Source organism: Bacillus thuringiensis (assembly GCF_022095615.2).
Taxonomy (GTDB): domain Bacteria; phylum Bacillota; class Bacilli; order Bacillales; family Bacillaceae_G; genus Bacillus_A; species Bacillus_A cereus_AG.
Map to the genome: position 1 here is coordinate 1,648,538 of NZ_CP155559.1, position 19,046 is coordinate 1,667,583.

Here is a 19,046-nt window from a genome sequence, read left to right on the forward strand (position 1 = left end):
ACTTGCACTCCTACAAGCTTCAAAATATATTATTTGTTAGCAGGCATATTCATTACTTTCATATGTGGACAATTTTCTTTTAAGAGTGAAATGAACTTTTCTTCTTCTAGTGGTACAAAAGCGGTTACTGAGTCAAATAAATTGTAATGGATTTCTAATTGCTGTCTAGTCCATTTTTTTGAATGAAGTGTTTTACCAGAGTATTTAACGTGACGAATATCTTCAAATGGAATTTCAGTATGAAATATGAAACCGTGTTTTACAATAAGAGATGATGCAGTTATATTGTAGTGAGAAAAATAGAATGAAGAAAGATTCACTATATTTAGCAGCATCATGAGAGTGAAAAAAATAGAATTTTCATTTTGGAAGAATAGCGAAACGAGAAAAATAATGATAAATAATGTAATAAAAATGATGTGAAATGGATTCTTTTTCGCTTTAAATTTCAAGTTAGTCACCTCGGTATACGTGTACTGTAACTAAATTAAATCACAACATCGTAATAAAACGTGTGAATATGCAGAATTGCATACTCACACGTTTTATTATTCATGTAAAATTTCTTGAGGGAATAAATTCAAAAGAAGTTTTGTAAAAGTGGAGTGGCATGAAGTGACTGACAAGAATAGAAAGATAGCGTTAGTTATAATTAGTTGTATGATGATTATAGGTAGTTATGCTAATAAATTTGTTGAAGATAGAAATCGAAAGCATACATTTGTACAAGCGAGTAAGGTTTTAGTAGAGACTGTAAATAGAATATATAAAAAGTAAAAGGTGTTTTCTTATACGGAAACACCTTTTTTGTAGTTAAAATTGAATGTACTTTCTCCCAATGTCCATATTCACTAATCGCATATGTATTTTTGGCGATTTGCTTAATGGTAAACCACGGGTCTTGTAGAATATTTAGCTTCTATTTCACATCTTATAAAATGAATTTATATAAACACATTCGCTTTTCATTGTATTAAATTCTTTTAATAGACGTTTTTGTAAAAGTTTATAAAATAGGCAAACGAAACATTGAAATGTTTATTTTAATTGTGTTAAGATTATGAAGTGGTAATAAACAATATTGAGATTTGTCTGTTTTTAAATAAACATTTTAAAGGAGTGTTTAGTATGAGTGATATTTCAGAGAAGTTTTGGGATGCTTCGGTAGAAGAATTGAAGAAAGGGTATGTATTTGAAGCGGAAGCAGAGGAATATATTTGTTTAGCTTGTGGAGAGGCATTTATTAAGGGCGTAATTTATCAAGATAATCAAGTTTTGTATGAAGCAGAGAAGTTTGTACAATTGCATGTGCAAAATGAACATACGTCTATGTTTGATTATTTATTAAATCTTGATAAGAAGTATACAGGCTTAACTGATTTGCAAAAGAAAATGGTTCAGTTTTTCCATATGGGGCTGAATGATAAAGAGATTGTAAAAGAGATGGATGGTGGAAGTACTTCAACCATTCGCAATCATCGATTTACACTTCGAGAGAAAATGAAGCAAGCGAAAGTGTTTTTAGCTTTAATGGAACTGTCAGAAGAAAAATCAAAAGTACAAACGAAATTTGTACCCATTCATAGAACAGCGACGATGGTAGATGATCGCTACAATATTACGGAAGAAGAAAATGATGAAGTATTAAAAGTACATTTTACAGAAGGATTAGATGGACCGCTTTCTAAATTTCCGAAAAAACAAAAGCGTAAATTAATTATATTACGCCATTTAGTGACGAAGTTTGATAGTAATAAAAAGTACACTGAAAAAGAAGTAAATACTGTCATAGAAAGTGTATATCCGGATTTTGTAACGTTAAGAAGATATTTAATTGAATATGGGTTTTTAGATAGAACAGCTGATGGAAGCCAATATTGGGTGAAGTTATAATCCATACGGAAAAGAAAATGAATAGAAGCACATTATAATAACAACTATACAAAGAGATAGAAGTTGAAAAACAGATTTTTAATAAAAGGAGAAATGAAATTTGAAACCACCTACAGATAACAATAAAGAAGGTGCGGAGTCACATAAGTTAGAAAGTGAGAGTAAACCGATTTGGAAGTCGATGTCCATGTTTTTAGTACCGTTACTATTAAGTAATGTATTACAATCGATTGGACAATTATTCGGTATGGTAGTAGTAGGAAGATGGCTTGGAGTTAATGATTTAGCAGCCATATCAGCATTCTTTCCTCTATTTTTCTTACTCGTTTCATTTGTAATTGGTATTGGTTCAGGTAGTTCTATTTTAATTGGTCAGGCGTTTGGCGCTAAAAACGAAGATCGTTTAAAAGCTATCGTTGGTACGACGCTGACATTTACCTTTATTATTGGAGTTGTGTTGGCGATAGTAGGCAGTATTTTTGCAATGGATATTATGCGCCTTATGGGAACGCCAGAAAATATTATTGAAATAAGTGTACATTACGCACGGATATTATTTATATCGATGCCAGTATTATTTTTATATTTCGCATATACAACATTTATGAGAGGTACAGGAGATTCTAAAACGCCATTTTACTTTTTAATTGTAAGTACAGCACTAAATATGATCTTATTACCAATTCTTATTTTTGGATGGTTAGGAGCTCCGAAATTAGATGTGTATGGAGCAGCGTATGCTTCTGTTATATCTACAGTTATTACGTTTATTGTCATGTTGGTATATTTAAAGAAGAAAAATCACCCACTACAATTAGATAGTACGGTAAGGAAATATCTTCGCATGGATGGGGAGTTATTGAAGCTATTGCTACGACTCGGTATTCCGGCGAGTATTAATATGATATTAGTTTCATTATCTGAAATTGCGGTCATCGCGTTTGTAAATCGTTACGGTTCGGATGCAACAGCAGCTTATGGCGTCGTGAACCAGGTTGCAAGTTATGTACAAATGCCAGCAGTTAGCCTTGGTATTACAGTTTCCATTTTTGCAGCACAATCAATTGGGGCAAATCAATTTGATCGATTACAGAAAGTCGTGAAAGCCGGAATTATCATGAACTATGTCATCGGTGGTGTGTTAATATCTCTTATTTACTTGTTCTCAAGAGACATACTATCACTATTTTTAACGAGTCAAACTACAATTGATATTGCTCACAGCCTTGTTATGATTACATTATGGAGCTATTTAATTTTCGGGCATGCGCAAATTATTAGTGCGACAATGCGAGCAAGTGGTACAGTATTATGGCCAACTGTTATCGGCGTTGTATCAATTTGGCTTGTTGAAGTACCTGTAGCGTATTACCTTTCTTATCATACAAGTCTTGGTATAGAAGGGATATGGATTGGGTACCCAGCAGCATTTATTGTCAGCTTGGTATTACAGTATGCATATTATAAGTTTTCATGGCAGAAGAAACGAATTACACGATTAGTGAGCTAAATCATGCAAATGTCCCTAAGTTATTATACTTAGGGACATTTTTTGTAAGTGTATGTTTATAAATAGCTTTTTAAAGTGATATCAAAATGTTGTCTAATGAGTTTGTTATCACTCATATAAAACTCCCATGCTTTTTCAGGTTCACCGATAATTTCAAAAGATTCTTCTGTAATATATAAAGCACAATTATCCTCTAGTGCAATTCCTTCTATATTACCTTGATGATTTTGTAAAAAGGAATGGAAGGCGTTCATTCTATTTAATTGATTATAATGTGGACAAAATCTTTTGTTCACAATCCCCCAGCCGTTGCTTTCTATATAACCAGAATCTTCATAATCTGAGCGGATACTAGATGTGAACCAACACATAGCACCAGCACTACATCCTGCGATGAGAGTTCCTTGTTGCAAAGCAAATAATAATTTTTCGTCTAGTTTATGTTCTTTCCATTGTGTAAGCATGTGAATATAGTTCCCGCCACCGAGATAAATTAAATCAGCTGATTGAATCATTTCGTCTATTTCATATTTAGAAGGTGTATCAGCTATATTACGTAAAATTTGTACTTCACAGTGTAATTGTTTTTCGAACGTGTCTAAAAATAGTTTTATATAGCTTTCATCATCATGACTTGCTGTAGGAATGAATAATACTTTTGGATACTGTTTATTTGTTAATGCTATAAGTCGCTCATTAATAGGCGAGTGATTTGAATCTTGTAAATCACCGCCACCAATGACAGCTAATTTCATAGTAAAGCACCACCTAATCATTTTTGTTATATAAAAATTCGATAGAAGAGAGTTACATTCCTTCTGTAATGTAATGAATAAGCAGAAAATATAGTTTAAATATATCGGAATAGTAAAGCAGAGGCTGGTTACATAGAGAAATGAACTAGAAACAATTTATTGATATATAATACTTCATACTATTGTTTCAAAATATGGAAACAATATGTTTAAATGGATATAACGAAGCATGAATTCATATTGAATGAGTGCTTATACTTAAAAAAAGAATCGGAAATAATAGAGATTTTACAAATGAGTTTTTACTTTTTATAGGAACTTGTATTACAATATGGTAAAATTATTTCAATATATTTATTTAATATAAAAATACAAAGAGGGAGCGTGAAAAAAGTGGATTTTCGATTTGAATTTACAACGAAGGTGAAAGAATACTTAGATGATGAGAAGGATGAAAAAATAATAAAAGATGGACATAGAGATATCATTTTTCAGTATTTATACCCATTAGAGAGTGAAATTGGCATTTATAAAAATCCTAACTTTACTTTTTTGGCATCAGGAAGACGCTCGCATATCGTATTAGAAAATGTTGAATTTAAAACAGAAGTCAATGTAAAAAGTAACATCATAGAAATTACAAAAGTAGTGGATAATGTCGTTATTCCGTTAGATACTATCGTGGCGAAAGATCGGGAATTATTTGCGCTTGGGCGTAATGAGAAGTTTAGTGTACAAATATTAGAGCAGTATCTGTTTGAAACATTTGGAGAGAAGCTAGGATTATAAGAAATAGAATGGCGTACGTATTTATGGGTAGTGAATTTTCGTGTATATCATTCGTGCTTGACCTTTCATTTAATTTATACTACAATTCGTAGTGTGAAAGGAGCCATACTATGTTTACTCAAAACTATAAGTTAAATGAGCAAGGGTTAAATCATTTCTTTGGACCGCTTGAAGCGAAGATTATGGAGATTGTTTGGTCTAGCGAGGGTATTACGATTAAAGAAGTGCAGCAGAGATTAAGTGAAGAATCACCTGTAAATTTTAATACTGTAATGACAGTTATGAACAGGCTAGTAGAGAAATTACACTTAGAAAAACAGACTGTAAAAAGAAGTGGCATATATCGTGCTATACAAACAAAAGAAGAATTCTTATCCAATCAAACGAAGAAAATGACACAGGAATTGATGGGGGAATTTGGAGATTTAGTTGTAAATCATATGCTAGATGAGTTAGAGCAGGCTGATCCGACTTTAATAAAAAAGTTAGAAGACAAATTGAGTCAGTTAAAAAAAGAGGAGTAATGAAATGAAATGGCAAATGCGTAAAATCGTATTGTTAGCAGTAATTGTTAGTACCCTCTTTTTCAGTATGTTAATGTATTACGTTACATATCCATTTCTGTTTCAAAATAAGATGCTCTTTCTTTCAAATTTTTGCTTGTTCCAGTTAGAAAAACATATGAAAGAATTATCGCTCATTCGTATTATAATCGCTGGATTATTATTACTTACCATATTAATCGTGTGCAAAAGAATTTGGCGACAATTTTTATATGGTAAAAAATTACAAGAAATACTTATCCCTTTCATCCGAAAAGGAAAACAAATATATATATTGCCGACTACGGAAGTTGCGGCATTTACAATTGGGCTATTTCGTCCGAAAGTTGTCATGTCAGAAGGGATGCTTCAAACATTTTCAGATGAAGAAATGGATGCAATTATTTTCCATGAAGAATATCATCAAAATAATCGTGATCCGTTAAAATTATTTTGTTTTACGTTATTAGCAGAAGGAATGATGTACATACCGATATTAAAAGGGTTGTTACAGCGGTATCATACGTATCAAGAGCTAGCTGCTGATAAATATGCGATGAACAAAATGGAATCTTCATTTGAGTTAGGTAGCGCGTTATTAAAATTAATTAAAATAAAGACAATGGAAAATCGGTGTGTTACAGCTTCATTTGCAAAAACAGCAATAAATTTACGAATCGAGCAAGTGTTAAATGAAAAGGTTGTTAAGCTTACTATTCCGTTACATACGAATTCGGTATATGTAACATTAGGTTTATTCTGTATGTCGGTTGTACTTATTGTCGGAGAGTGCATATAGCCTCTTTTTTTTAAGAATCAACACTACTTATTGTAGTGTTTTAGGAGGAATAAAATGAATGCAGCAGATTTAACAATTTGGCTTGTGGCTGGGGCGGGAGTATTGTCATTTATATCTCCGTGCTCTTTACCGCTATATCCATCTTATTTATCTTATATTACAGGTGTGTCTATTCAAGATTTAAAAGAAAATCGTGGGATTATGCAAAAATCAGCGATTATACATACCATATTTTTTATAATCGGATTTTCGGTTATATTTTACGCGTTAGGTTTATCGGTAAGTTGGATTGGAATAACATTTTCATCTAACCAAAAATTGATTCAACAAATTGGTGGGATTTTTATTGTTTTAATGGGGCTATTTATGACGGGCTTGTTTCAGCCTAAGTGGCTTATGGCAGAGAAAAAGGTGCAGTATAGAAGTAAATCGACTGGATATATTCGCTCGATTTTAGTCGGTATGACATATGCAGCGGGTTGGACACCATGTGTTGGACCGATATTTTCCGCTGTACTCATGCTTGGCGCAACGAATCCTGAAGGGGCATTTCTTTATATTACCGCGTATACGCTTGGGTTTGCGGTTCCATTTTTCGTGATGGCATTCTTTATTGGGAAGGTAAAATGGATTGTTACATATGCCAATGTCATGATGAAAATTGGCGGTGGAATGATGATTGTAACAGGTATTTTATTGTATACAAATCAAATGACGAAAATTACAGCATTCTTTATTCGTCTGTTTGGTGGATTTACAGGTTTTTAATAATGAGGAGGAAAAAAGGTGAAGAAACTAATTGCGATTATACTGGCTGGGGCACTAATTTGGGCCGGAGTTAACTTTTATAATACAAAAAAAGAAGAAAAAGAAAGAAAAGCAAAACAAGCGGAGTTACAAGAAACAGAAGTATTACCACAAGCAGGGTTTAAAGCACCAAACATAACGTTAAAAGGATTAGAAGGGAAGCTGCATTCGTTAAATGATGCAAAAGGAAAACCGTATCTTATTAATTTTTGGGCATCGTGGTGTGGACCATGTGAAATGGAGGCACCTGACTTAGTTCATATGTATGACAAATATAAAAAGGATGTTGAAATTTTTGCGGTAAATGCAACTATCGGAGATCCAGTACAAGAAGCGAGCGCATTTGCAGATCGTCACGGATTTAAGTTTCCTGTTTTACTAGATATGGACGGAGTAGCTGGATTGGATTATAAAGTATTTTCTTTACCAACGACATTTTTTGTTAATAAAGATGGAATTATCGTAGAGCAAGTACGAGGCGTATTACCTCCAGATCAATTAGAAGAGAAATTTAAGAAATTAATTGAGAGTTAAGAGGGGATTTCATAGTGATGGAGTGGATCGTGAGGTTACAACCCGTATCTCTTATAATTGGAAGTCTATTTGGATTTATGTTGATGAAACGCAAGATGAAGAATCAAAGTGTACCATATGAAAAAATGATGGATGCAGTAACAAATGCTTTTCTTATCATCGTATTTGTATGGAAATTTGCACCGGCAATTTTAAATCCAGTATGGACTATTAGGTCACCATTGCAAGCATTATTAGCTATAGGAAGCATGAAGCATATTATAGCAGGATGTATAATTGCGAGTGCCTATATTGTTTGGAAAAGTAAAAAGGAGCAATTTGCGCTTCGTATTTTACTTGATACATTACCTATTGGACTATGTATGAGTATTATTTTTTATTTTTTGTTTCACCAAAAAATAGGTGTACAAACGACATTGCCTTGGGGAATGAAAATATATGAATCTAAATTTTTATATCATCCTATATTCGTATACGAGATCATCCTTGCCCTTTGTATAATGGGCTTGTTATGGATGAAAAATGAAAGGTTAGGAAATGGAAAGAATATAAGCGTTTTTCTAATTATTGAGGGGTTTGCTCATATCATTATTTCACTTGTTAGTGAACAGAATTCGGTTCTATTTGGTTTATCAGTACAGCAAATACTCAGTTTTTGTGTTATGAGTTTAGGGATTTTGTTCGTGCCGAAAAAATAAAAATAGCCATGTACGGAATGCATCCGTATGTGGCTATTTTTATTACATCTATTAAAAAATCGGCGGAGTAACAGAAAATAAAACAATCGCATTTTTCTCGAATTGATTTACCCATTTATGTTTTAAATAAGCGGGTATTTTTACGCTATCACCCGTTTCTAATATGTATTCTTCTTCATTTAAATGTAATGTGATTTGCCCTTCTAATACAAATGCTAATTCTTCACCTTTATGTTCTAGTACATTTTCTGATGAAGCTGTATTTGGAGGAACGGTCATAATCGCTGTTGCTAAATTTCCTGTGAAATCAGGTGATAGCATTTCATATGATAAATTATCGATAATCATTTTTTTGCGTTTATGAGAACGTACAATTAAATCGTCTGTATTTGTATCTTCAAGTAAAAAGCTAAATGTTGGAACATCAAGAGCTTTAGCGAGTACTTTTAATGTTTGGATAGAAGGGTTAGCAGACCCACGCTCAATTTGACTTAACATGGATGGTGTAATACCTGCCATCGTTGCTAGTTCTTTACTTGTTAACCCCTTTTCTTTTCTTTGTTTTTCAATCTTTTTACCAATATCTATATTTTCCATAATGAAAAGCTCCTTAATGATTATTAAATTATATTTAAATAAATTAAATTAAAATTAACTTAAATTATTTTTTGTGTTAAACTATATTAAAATTAATTTAATTATAATTTATTAAATCGTAAGCTACAAGGTGATGAGGAGGAAGAGAAATGAAGGAGATAGAGAAATTAAAAGAACAATATCCACTATTAAATAAATTAATCGCAACAGAAGAAGTGTTTTGGGTGAATCCGAATATGGAAAAGTATGAAACGGCAATAATAGATTCGCCACTGAATGAAGAAAATGTAGAAGATGCGGAGGAGAGGTTAAAGCGTTTTGCATCATACATTGTGAGAGTTTTTCCTGAAACGAAAGAGACGAAAGGTATAATTGAATCACCTTTAGTGAAAATCCCTTCTATGAAACAAGCTTTAGAGAAAAATTACGAGCAACCTATTCTAGGAGAATTATTATTAAAATGTGATAGCCAACTTCCGATATCAGGCTCAATTAAAGCGAGGGGCGGGATTTATGAAGTGTTGAAACATGCTGAACAATTAGCGTTGCAGCATGGAATGTTAACAGAAGAAGATGATTATTCCATTTTAGATAGTGAGCCATGTAGAGAGTTTTTTGCAAAATATTCAATTGCGGTAGGTTCAACAGGAAACTTAGGATTAAGCATTGGAATTATGAGTGCGAAACTAGGTTTTAACGTAACTGTTCATATGTCAGCAGACGCGAAACAATGGAAAAAAGATTTATTAAGAAGTAAAGGTGTAAACGTTATTGAATATGAAGCTGATTATAGTAAAGCAGTAGAAGAGGGGCGTCAGCAAGCAGATGCAGATCCTAGTTGTTATTTTGTAGATGATGAAAACTCACATGATTTATTTTTAGGATACGCAGTAGCAGCATCGCGTTTACAAAAACAATTAGAAGAGTTAGAGATTGTAGTGGATGAAGAACACCCTTTATTCGTTTACCTTCCGTGTGGAGTAGGGGGCGGACCTGGCGGAGTAGCATTTGGTTTAAAGTTATTGTATAAAGACAATGTCCATTGTTTCTTTGCAGAGCCAACACATTCACCATGTATGTTACTCGGTTTAATGACAGGACTTCATGATAAAATTGCCGTTCAAGATATCGGGATTGATAATGTAACAGACGCGGACGGACTAGCGGTAGGAAGACCGTCTGGGTTTGTCGGGGAAACGATGGAACCATTTTTGAGTGGTAATTACACAGTAAGTGATGAAGAATTATATAGATTGTTAAAAGAACTAGCTGATACGGAAAATATTTATTTAGAGCCTTCTGCATTAGCGGGTATGATAGGGCCAGTGAAAGTATGTAAAGAAGATGCGTATTTACAAAAACAACAGTTAACAGAGAAGCTGAAGAAAGGTACTCATATTGTGTGGGGAACTGGAGGTAGTATGGTTCCAGAAGCTGTCATGAATGGGTATTATAAAACAGGTGAGTCATTAACAATATTAGAAAAATGAGGCTAATTGTGGCCTCATTTTTTATTTATATGACATATGTATTATTATAAATTCTTTGTTATTTTCGCATTAGTTCATTATAGTATAGATATAAAGAACTTATATCAAATAAACATAACAAAAAAGCTTTATTTTACATAATAAGAGGATGTGTATACGATGTCATTACAGACTAAATATATAGCGGGTATTTCGCTTGGGGTTATGGGAGTAGGTTTTGCGGCTTCTATCCCTTTTCAAGGAACGGTAGCAGGGGAGATTATTCAAGGGGGATTTGAAGCTGGATTAGTTGGTGGACTTGCGGATTGGTTCGCGGTTACAGCATTATTCCGTCACCCGATGGGAATTCCAATTCCGCATACAGCGTTATTACCTAAAAATCGTAAAAGAGTAACAAAAGGGCTCATTCATACGTTAGAAAATGAGTGGCTAACGAAAGAAAGTATTACGAATAAAGTAAAAGAAATGCAGCTAGCACAAATGGTGTTGCAAATTGCTGAGAGAGAAATGCAGTCTGACGCTGTGAAAAAAGGAATTGTAACGATTGCGGAGAAAGCGATTGTTTCAATAGATACAGAAAAGTTAGCTGTTATTATTGAAAAAGAATTAAAAACGTATTTGCATACAATTAATACAAGTAACATATTACAAGTGCTTGTTGATCAATTAGTTGTGCAAGAATATGATGAAAAGACACTTGATTACCTATTAGTAAAAGTGAAAGATTGGACAGCGCAAGATGAAGCGCGTTATCAGCTCGGAAGTTTAGGTATGAAGGCGATGGAAAATATAAAAGTAGATGGATTCTTGCAGTTTACTTTGAAATCATTTATGAATATTGTAGATGAAGATAAAATTGGCGGCATTTTGCAGAAGTTTATTATTAGCAATATTAACAGCTTACAAGATGCCGATAATAGCACAAGACAACTTATATTAGCTAAAATTCGCCAGGAAATTATTAATGTAAAAGAAAATGAAGCGTTACTACAAGAATTAGAAAATTGGAAAGAAAAATGGATCACGAATTGGAATGCTACTGACAAAATTAAAGAGATGCTGGAGCAAGTACAACAAAGAGCAATTACTTTTGTGAAAAATGAAGAATTTACGGATAAGTATGTTATTCCATTTTTACAAACACAAATGAATAAAATAAAAGAAGACGAACAAACTGTTCAAAAAATAGAAGAGTGGTTACAAAAACAAGTTGTCACACTTGTGGAAAAGAATCATTCGAAAATTGGAAAACTTGTGCAAGAAAACCTTGATAAGTTAGATGATAAAACGTTAATTGAAATGATTGAAAATAATGTCGGTAAAGATTTGCAGTGGATCCGAGTTAACGGAGCTGTTTGCGGATTTATGATTGGATTAGTGTTAGAAGGAATTAAAGCGATTATATGAAAAAAACCTTCCACAATTGTGGAAGGTTTTTTATTTTTCGATAACACTCATATTTAAATTGTAAGCTTTCTCAATGTTTAGCTTGTACGTTCCGTTGCCTGTTTTAATCGAATTTTTATACCAATGTTCTTGGTTGTTTAATTCTGGATTTTCTTCTGAAGTATTATCTTCTTTTTTCGTTAAATCTTCTACTTGTTCCCAAGGGGTATTTCCGATAGCTTCTTTTTGGTTTGTTACTGCTGTTAGAGAGATGTCACTTTCTTTTATTAAATGAACAGATACACCTGAGCTTTCTTGTACAAACCAATTGTTTTGTAATTGACCTGGATAAAGAGAAAGATCGCGATTAGAAGCACGAATTTCTACATGTTTCGTTTGTGGTAGTACAAGCGTCGGCTTTACGCGTGGTTCATGACCGAACATTCTTTGATGAAACGGTAACGACTTTAATGTTATATACATTGTTTCTCCAGTCGTTTGCACTGAAAGAAAATCTTCTTGTTTTAAATTGGGTTTTTCATTTCCTTTTGTCGTCATTTCGTATGTTCCAAGAAGGCTAACCTCATTTGAGTTCCTTCCGTCTATCGTTAGAGGAGGGTTGTCTGTACCTGCATCTACTACAATTTTATTGATAGATTCAGGAATGCTAAGTTTACTTTCTGGAATCGTGTTCGTTTGTCTAGTTGTATTAATGGCGTAGCGAACTTCATCGAGTAATCCAGTTGATAATAAACAGTAAAAAGCAATTCCAGCGCTTCCTAAAACGCCGATAAAGAAAATACTAAAAATATCATATTTAATAAAGGATTGTCCCTTCTTAGAAAATAGAAGGTATAGTAAAATTTCCACGCCGAGTATAATAAGTAAAACAGGCCACCAAGCTGTTAAGGAATCTAATACTTGCGTACCTTTGATAACTGAAAATAGTAAGAAGCAACCTAATGAAATAATAGAAAGCCCCATTGAAAATGTTCCAACGCGCCATGTTCTCATTCGTTTGTACCACCTTTGTTTTCTTTATTTCCAAGTAACAATTTAAAGCCGCCACCAATTAAGAGGAGTGCAACGATAGATGTTTGGAAATAGCGATAATACAGCTCGCTAAGATGAATGTTAAATATAGTTGCAAAGTAATCATTCAAAATAGGAAGGACTGTTTGATCTAATAAATAATAACCACCGAGTGTAATTAACCCAATACCAATCCATCTTTGATGATTGATAAAATAATCGATAATCGGTTCGTCATGTACACGTTCTTTTCCATACTTTGCAGTTTGTTGTAAAGCGTCAAAAAAGCTATAGAACCAAATGATTGGTACTAAAAATAAAAATGCAGAAAGCCTTAATAAGTCGAGTAAATAGATTGAAAGTAAAAAGGCTACCATAAGCTGAAGGCCGCGGCGTTGTAAGCCTAAATACATATGCCCAGCTCCGGGGAACATCGCTAAAATAGAAGCGAATGTTTTACTTTTCTTTCCTTGTTCACGGTGCTCTTCAAAATCTTCGAAAATAGTACGGTCAACTAATTGTTCGCCGCGTTCTTTTTTCTGTAGTTGCTGAACAGCATCGAAGAAATTATAAATCCATAGAACAGGTAATGTAATAAGGAAGATAAGGAAACTTCCTTGAGATGTTAAGAGTGCGACGAAAATGATCATACTCCCGATTCCTGTACAAGCTACTAAAAATGTAAGTCCACGTTGCATAAGTCCTAATTGAAAATGGCCAAGCCCAGGAATAATTGATAGAAGAATGATATAAAATCGTTCGCTTTCTTTAGAGGACTCTGTAAATTCTCCGGTTGCTTGTTTTTTCGATTGATTAATAATAGTGATAACTAAGTCTAATAAATTGATCGCCCATAGCACAACTAGTAAAAATAGAGAAAGAAAAGCAATATCACGCGCTCCTAATGCTATTGTACAAAATGCTGCAAAGATAAATAGTAATAAAGCCCCTCCGCCATATAAAATAAACCGTCCGAACTTCTTTAAATATAAATGACCAAGCCCGGGAATTAGCCCTAATACAAGTGCTAAAAAGGGATTTTTATTCATGCTTTGAACCTCCGTCCTTTTTTGATGAGTCTACCGATTTGTTTACAATTTGTTGTGAGATAGAAGACTCGTTATGTTTTGAAGATTTCTCGAAATTTGATGTCGCTGTGAAAATATATTGGAATAAACCACTTACCATGAAAATAATTGTAGCCGCGGTCGCAATTATGTAGTGAATAATGGTGCGCTTTAGTGAGTTTGTTTTTATATTTTCATTAGGTTGTAGCGTTTCAAAATGTATTTGAGTCATAACTTCGTTTGTAAATGAATCATCATTTATCATTGGAAGGTTTTCATGTTGTTCATCAATACTTTCCATATAAAGCGCTAAACAATGATCACATTCATAAAGATGTTCTTCCATAGATTCACGTTCATTGCTCTCTATAAAATCTAATGTATAATTGCGCCAATCTTCTTTTGAATAATGCATCATAGAAACTCTTCCTCCTTCCAATGTTTTTTAATCCATTTTCTTGCCCGATACAGTTTCATTTCGACTGTTTTCACTTCAATGTTTTCCTGTAAAGCAATTTCTTGATAGCTTTTTTCTTCTAAGTAATGTGAGAGAACGACGTCACGGTAATTTTCGGGAAGTTCTCTCAGCTTTTGAGCAATGAGTAATTTTTGCTCTTTCGTCACTAATAAAGCCTCAATATTATGAGAGGATTTTATATTTTCCTCAGTTGCTTTACATAAGGAGAGTTCTTCGTTTTCTCTAGCTTTCTTTCTCTTATAATCAATAGCGTGATTGGTGGCAATACGCGCCATCCATGTTTTTAATCCGCGAAATTGATAATTTGGGAGAGAGGCGTGAATTTTTACGAATACTTCTTGTGTAACATCTTTCGCATCTTCTTCATGTCTTACAATAGAAAAGATAACTTGGAAAATATAATGACGATATGTTTGTACAAGGATACGAAAAGCATGTTCGCTTCCTTGCTGTGCTTTTTCAATTAATTGTTTTTCCTCAATGGGTCTCTCCCTCCTTTTTGACGCATTCTATTATATAGACGTAAGAAATGACAGGTCACCCTACACATGTTGTAAAAAAAGAATAATATATTTTTAGGAAGGAGGCTATATGAAAAAAGGTGTGAAAAAATGGTAAAGAGAAGTATATAATGAGCAAGTAGGAAATGTTACGTGAAGAAAGGATGTGAATGTTAGTAGGGGAAGGTCCATACTAACAAACATGAAAATTAAAATATTAATAGCAGATGATAATTCTTTTATTAGGGAAGGCATGAAAATTATTTTAAATACATATGAAGAGTTCGAAGTGGTAGATACAGTAAATGATGGGAAAGAAGCAGTGGAATATTGTAAAAAACACGACGTTGATATCGCTCTTTTAGATGTTCGTATGCCAAACATGAATGGGGTAGAGGCGACGAAGTTTATTTGTGAAGAGACGAAAACAAAACCGTTAATTTTAACGACGTTTGATGATGATGAATATATTTTGGACGCAGTGAAGAATGGGGCGAAAGGTTATTTATTAAAAAATAATGATCCAGAGCGTATTCGTGATGCGATAAAAGGCGTATATAACGGTCAAACTGTTATGCAAGATGTAGTGCTTGATAAAATTAAATGCAATTTAATGGAAAGTAAAGAGGACGAATGTAAAATAGATAAAAATCTTTTTACAGAAAGAGAGCTTAGTATTATCGCATTAATTGCGAAAGGTTTCTCGAATAAAGAAATTTCGAAGCAACTTTTTATATCAGAAGGAACAATCGCAAATTATATTACATCAGTTTTAGGGAAAACTGGACTTGAACATCGTACGCAAATTGCGATTTATTACTTAACAGGGAAAGTAGACTAATGTTATGGAATTTTGGTTAACTATAAGTAAATTAATTGTTTTTATATATATTGTGTTTAGTTACATTTATTTAAATGTTGAGAACTTACCATGGATTATACTGACTTTGCTTTTATACCTTTCTGTAAACGTGCTGATTTCTATATTTAAAAAAGATACGTACAAAAACATATTAACTTTTGTGTCAATTGGCGTAGTTATTTTATTCACATGGAAGATTCATCCGTTCTTTATTTTGTTTTTACCATTGAACTTATATGAAATTATATTTCGTTATATAGAGAAGAAATGGCAGCTCTTTATCATTATGATGATTCCTATTATCTTTACAGATGAAAGTATTCGAATGACATATGGATTAATTGTTGCATTTTCTTTCATTGTATTAACTATGGCAGAACGGTATATATCGCGTGTATTAAAGATTGAATCACAAAATGATAAGATGCGAAAAGATATGCAGCGGCTGACGAAAAGCTTACATGAAAATAAAGAGTACATAAAGCAATCAGAGTACACATTTAAGTTAGAAGAGAGAAATCGGTTGTCACAAGAAATTCATGATAAAATTGGCCACTCGATGACAGGGGCGCTCATTCAAATGGAAGCAGCAAAGAGGTTAATGGGGATAGATAAAGAAAAATCTGCGGAGTTATTACAAAATGCAATACATATTTCAAAAGATGGAATTGAAAGTATTCGGGTTACATTAAAAAATATGAAGCCACCAACTGAGCAAATTGGTATTCATCGTATGAAATTATTCATAGAGGAATTTGCCGGTAAGCATGATCTAAATATTCCTTTCGTATATAAAGGAAATTTAGATATGATTTCACCAATTCAGTGGAAGATTATCGGTGAAAATGTTACGGAGGCACTAACGAACGCGATGAAATATGCTGATGCGACAGTCATTTCAATCGATATTCATGTACTGAACAAGATGGTGAAAGTACAAGTGAAGGATAACGGAAAAGGTGCAGCTCTCGTTAAGAAAGGTCTAGGGATTATGGGGATGGAGGAGCGAGCAGCGTCAGTAAACGGAAAAATTATTGTAGATGGAACTAGTGGTTTTTCAGTAACAATGCTGTTGCCGATATAAGAAAATGGGACGAAGATGAATCATCTCATATGAAAAAAGTGAATAATCTCATGTGAAAAGAATGAACTTCTGCACTGAGCAGGTTCATTTTTTTTGTTTATACTAAAAGCAGAGAAACCGAAATAGGGGTGAAATGATGAATACATTAGAAATTAAAAATTTAACGAAAAAATTTGGTGATTTCATCGCGGTAGATAATATGTCTTTATCTATTAAAGAAGGAGAAATATTTGGCTTTTTAGGATCAAATGGTGCTGGTAAAAGTACCACGATAAATATGATTGCTGGGTTGTTAAGAAGTAATGAAGGTGAAATTAGCATATTAGGAAAAAATATAAAGAAACATAATCGGTTTGCGAAGATGAATATCGGTATCGTTCCGCAAGATATTGCAATCTATGAAGAGTTAACTGCCTATGAAAATGTGAAATTTTTTGCTGGACTGTACGGGCTAAGAGGGACTGAATTAAAAGCGAGAGTAGAGGAAGCACTTCAATTTGTGGGGCTTAGCGATAAACATAAAAGTTACCCGAAAAACTTTTCTGGCGGGATGAAACGAAGACTGAATATCGCTTGTGCAATTGCACATAGACCGAAGTTAATTATTATGGATGAGCCGACAGTTGGAATTGATCCACAGTCAAGAAACTATATCCTTCAGTCTGTTCGGAAATTAAATGAAATGGGAAGTACGATTATTTACACGAGCCACTACATGGAAGAAGTAGAAGAGATTTGTACGAAAATAGCAATTGTAGATCACGGAAAAGTGATTGCAGAAGGTACGAAAGAACAGTTAAAAGCGATTATTACTGATACGAAAGACATTTGGATTGAAGTGAAGTCAATAGAAAATTTAGATGTAGAAAAGTTAAAAGAGATAAATGGTGTGAAAGCTGTTCAAATTGAAGAGAACGTAATCAAGGTAAACTCGGATGCAGGAGTAAACAATTTAAATAAAATTATTCAGCACTTTATTAATCATGACATTGAAATCCGTTCGTTAGAGGAACAGGCTCCAAACTTAGAAACAGTATTCCTTACGTTGACTGGAAGAAACTTACGAGATAAATAAAAGGTAAATGAAGAAAAGGTAAAGGGAGGTTCATCAATTGAACATCTTCAATATTGCAGTTATGCATATTAAAAGAGATTTCAGAGACGTAAGAACTTTAGTTTTTATGTTAGCATTTCCTATTGTGCTTATGCTTGTGTTAGGAACAGCGTTAACGAATGCATTTAATAGTGATAGCCAATCGATTAAGGATATACAAGTGCTATATAAAGATGAAGCGAGTAGCACACTTTCTCAATCGTTTGCAGCATTTACGAAAGAAGTTGATAAATCGGGTATTCATTTTAAAAAAGCTTCTGAAGATATTGATGGGAAAGAAGAAGTGAAGCAAAATAAATATGCTGCTTATGTAGAGTTAAATAAAAATGGTGCGAAATTTTACGGAAGTGACAAAAGTAGTGTTGAGGGAAGTATTGTGGAAGGCATGCTTACAACATTTGTTGATAAGTACAATGTAGCGACCGAAGTTGCAAAAGTTGATCCTAGTAAGGTGAGCGCAGTTATTTCAAGCGGAAATCATAATGATTATATAAAAGAAACATCTTTACAAGCTGCGAAAAAACCAGGTTCTATGGATTACTATGCGGTTGTAATGACAACGATGATTGCACTATATGCTGCGATGGGAGCAAGTTCTTTAATTCGAGGAGAACGAATACGTAAAACAGGAGATCGTCTCATTGCTGCACCTATAAGTAAGGCTGAAATATTCATTGGAAAAGTACTTGGTAGCCTAGTAGCAAATGCCCTGTGCATATTACTCGTTATGCTATTTAGTAAATATGTTTTTCAAGCGAATTGGGGCGACCATCTTGGAATCATATTTCTTATTTTATTAACACAGATCTTTCTAGCAATTAGCTTCGGTTTAGGAATTGGATATATTACAAAAACACCGGAATCATCTAGAGCGATTATTATGGTTATTGTGCAATTAGCTTCTATTTTTGGTGGTGCATATTTCGTAATAGAAGAAAATTTTGTTACGAATTTATCACCATTAACATGGGCAAACACAGCTGTTATGAAAATTATTTATGCAAATGATGTAGGAGCAGCACTGCCAGTAATATGTTTAAACCTTGGAATTTCAGCATTCTTTTTATTAATTGCGATTATTGCATTACGTAGACGGGAGGGGCTATAGT

The 19,046-nt window shown here is 33.4% G+C and carries 21 protein-coding genes; 14 read left to right on the plus strand and 7 right to left on the minus strand.

Going from position 1 to position 19,046, the window contains the following annotated elements:
• Window positions 1-29: 29 nt before the first annotated feature.
• Complete coding sequence (locus KZZ19_RS08605) at window positions 30-452, minus strand: PH domain-containing protein (RefSeq protein ID WP_088095918.1); 423 nt, start codon at window positions 450-452, stop codon at window positions 30-32.
• A gap of 676 nt (window positions 453-1,128) precedes the next feature.
• Between KZZ19_RS08605 and KZZ19_RS08610 the strand changes: the two genes are divergently transcribed.
• Entirely contained in the window at window positions 1,129-1,893 is a 765-nt protein-coding gene (locus tag KZZ19_RS08610) for a DUF2087 domain-containing protein (RefSeq protein ID WP_088095919.1), read from the plus strand.
• Window positions 1,894-1,993: 100 nt separating this feature from the next.
• Entirely contained in the window at window positions 1,994-3,403 is a 1,410-nt protein-coding gene (locus KZZ19_RS08615) for an MATE family efflux transporter (protein WP_088095920.1), read from the plus strand.
• A 56-nt stretch (window positions 3,404-3,459) separates the two neighbouring features.
• Here KZZ19_RS08615 and KZZ19_RS08620 read toward each other — a convergent pair whose 3' ends face one another.
• Window positions 3,460-4,158 (minus strand): peptidase E, encoded by a 699-nt coding sequence (locus KZZ19_RS08620; RefSeq protein WP_237981466.1) that lies wholly within the window; start codon window positions 4,156-4,158, stop codon window positions 3,460-3,462.
• Between the two features lie 393 nt (window positions 4,159-4,551).
• Here KZZ19_RS08620 and KZZ19_RS08625 point away from each other — a divergent pair, with 393 nt between their 5' ends.
• The 6 genes from KZZ19_RS08625 to KZZ19_RS08650 all read left to right on the plus strand — a co-directional run bounded on the left by KZZ19_RS08625 (window position 4,552) and on the right by KZZ19_RS08650 (window position 8,327).
• Entirely contained in the window at window positions 4,552-4,947 is a 396-nt protein-coding gene (locus KZZ19_RS08625) for a DUF3942 family protein (protein ID WP_237981465.1), read from the plus strand.
• A 110-nt stretch (window positions 4,948-5,057) separates the two neighbouring features.
• The gene (locus KZZ19_RS08630; protein WP_237981464.1) at window positions 5,058-5,471 is read left to right on the plus strand and encodes a BlaI/MecI/CopY family transcriptional regulator; all 414 of its coding nucleotides are present in this window, start codon (window positions 5,058-5,060) and stop codon (window positions 5,469-5,471) included.
• Window positions 5,472-5,475: 4 nt separating this feature from the next.
• Window positions 5,476-6,288: a M56 family metallopeptidase gene (locus KZZ19_RS08635; RefSeq protein ID WP_237981463.1), complete on the plus strand. Its 813-nt coding sequence runs from the start codon at window positions 5,476-5,478 to the stop codon at window positions 6,286-6,288.
• 54 nt (window positions 6,289-6,342) lie between these two features.
• Entirely contained in the window at window positions 6,343-7,056 is a 714-nt protein-coding gene (gene ccdA, locus KZZ19_RS08640; RefSeq protein WP_237981462.1) for a cytochrome c biogenesis CcdA family protein, read from the plus strand.
• Between the two features lie 18 nt (window positions 7,057-7,074).
• On the plus strand, window positions 7,075-7,629 hold the full coding sequence (locus KZZ19_RS08645) for a TlpA family protein disulfide reductase (RefSeq protein ID WP_237981461.1): 555 nt from the start codon (window positions 7,075-7,077) through the stop codon (window positions 7,627-7,629).
• Between the two features lie 17 nt (window positions 7,630-7,646).
• Complete coding sequence (locus KZZ19_RS08650; protein ID WP_237981460.1) at window positions 7,647-8,327, plus strand: prolipoprotein diacylglyceryl transferase family protein; 681 nt, start codon at window positions 7,647-7,649, stop codon at window positions 8,325-8,327.
• Window positions 8,328-8,378: 51 nt separating this feature from the next.
• On the opposite strand, the gene KZZ19_RS08655 is transcribed toward KZZ19_RS08650, so the two are convergent.
• Window positions 8,379-8,924 carry a helix-turn-helix domain-containing protein gene (locus tag KZZ19_RS08655; RefSeq protein WP_088095927.1) on the minus strand — a complete coding sequence of 182 codons (546 nt, stop codon included), beginning with the start codon at window positions 8,922-8,924 and terminating at the stop codon, window positions 8,379-8,381.
• A 149-nt stretch (window positions 8,925-9,073) separates the two neighbouring features.
• Here KZZ19_RS08655 and dsdA point away from each other — a divergent pair, with 149 nt between their 5' ends.
• Together dsdA and KZZ19_RS08665 are read left to right on the plus strand one after the other, a co-directional pair.
• Complete coding sequence (gene dsdA / locus KZZ19_RS08660) at window positions 9,074-10,414, plus strand: D-serine ammonia-lyase (RefSeq protein ID WP_237981459.1); 1,341 nt, start codon at window positions 9,074-9,076, stop codon at window positions 10,412-10,414.
• A 159-nt stretch (window positions 10,415-10,573) separates the two neighbouring features.
• Window positions 10,574-11,821, plus strand: coding sequence for a DUF445 domain-containing protein (locus KZZ19_RS08665; RefSeq protein ID WP_088095929.1), 1,248 nt, complete (start codon window positions 10,574-10,576; stop codon window positions 11,819-11,821).
• Between the two features lie 30 nt (window positions 11,822-11,851).
• On the opposite strand, the gene exsE is transcribed toward KZZ19_RS08665, so the two are convergent.
• Genes exsE through KZZ19_RS08685 form a run of 4 tightly spaced genes read right to left on the minus strand, consistent with a single transcriptional unit; the run spans window position 11,852 to window position 14,859 of the window.
• The gene (gene exsE / locus KZZ19_RS08670; RefSeq protein WP_237981458.1) at window positions 11,852-12,814 is read right to left on the minus strand and encodes an exosporium protein ExsE; all 963 of its coding nucleotides are present in this window, start codon (window positions 12,812-12,814) and stop codon (window positions 11,852-11,854) included.
• A complete protein-coding gene (locus KZZ19_RS08675; RefSeq protein ID WP_237981457.1) occupies window positions 12,811-13,881 on the minus strand; it encodes a hypothetical protein in 1,071 nt (356 codons plus the stop codon). Before KZZ19_RS08675 ends, exsE begins: the two co-directional genes overlap by 4 nt.
• A complete protein-coding gene (locus tag KZZ19_RS08680; protein ID WP_237981456.1) occupies window positions 13,874-14,317 on the minus strand; it encodes a hypothetical protein in 444 nt (147 codons plus the stop codon). The genes KZZ19_RS08675 and KZZ19_RS08680 overlap by 8 nt, the downstream gene beginning before the upstream one ends.
• Complete coding sequence (locus tag KZZ19_RS08685; protein ID WP_348638041.1) at window positions 14,314-14,859, minus strand: RNA polymerase sigma factor; 546 nt, start codon at window positions 14,857-14,859, stop codon at window positions 14,314-14,316. Before KZZ19_RS08685 ends, KZZ19_RS08680 begins: the two co-directional genes overlap by 4 nt.
• Window positions 14,860-15,079: 220 nt before the next feature.
• On the opposite strand from KZZ19_RS08685, the gene KZZ19_RS08690 reads away from it, so the two are divergent.
• The 4 genes from KZZ19_RS08690 to KZZ19_RS08705 all read left to right on the plus strand — a co-directional run bounded on the left by KZZ19_RS08690 (window position 15,080) and on the right by KZZ19_RS08705 (window position 19,045).
• Window positions 15,080-15,718 (plus strand): response regulator transcription factor, encoded by a 639-nt coding sequence (locus tag KZZ19_RS08690; protein ID WP_237981455.1) that lies wholly within the window; start codon window positions 15,080-15,082, stop codon window positions 15,716-15,718.
• 4 nt (window positions 15,719-15,722) lie between these two features.
• Window positions 15,723-16,823 carry a sensor histidine kinase gene (locus KZZ19_RS08695; protein ID WP_088095935.1) on the plus strand — a complete coding sequence of 367 codons (1,101 nt, stop codon included), beginning with the start codon at window positions 15,723-15,725 and terminating at the stop codon, window positions 16,821-16,823.
• A 136-nt stretch (window positions 16,824-16,959) separates the two neighbouring features.
• On the plus strand, window positions 16,960-17,898 hold the full coding sequence (locus tag KZZ19_RS08700; RefSeq protein ID WP_237981454.1) for an ABC transporter ATP-binding protein: 939 nt from the start codon (window positions 16,960-16,962) through the stop codon (window positions 17,896-17,898).
• A 37-nt stretch (window positions 17,899-17,935) separates the two neighbouring features.
• Window positions 17,936-19,045 (plus strand): ABC transporter permease, encoded by a 1,110-nt coding sequence (locus KZZ19_RS08705; protein ID WP_237981453.1) that lies wholly within the window; start codon window positions 17,936-17,938, stop codon window positions 19,043-19,045.
• The last annotated feature ends 1 nt before the right edge of the window (window position 19,046 follow it).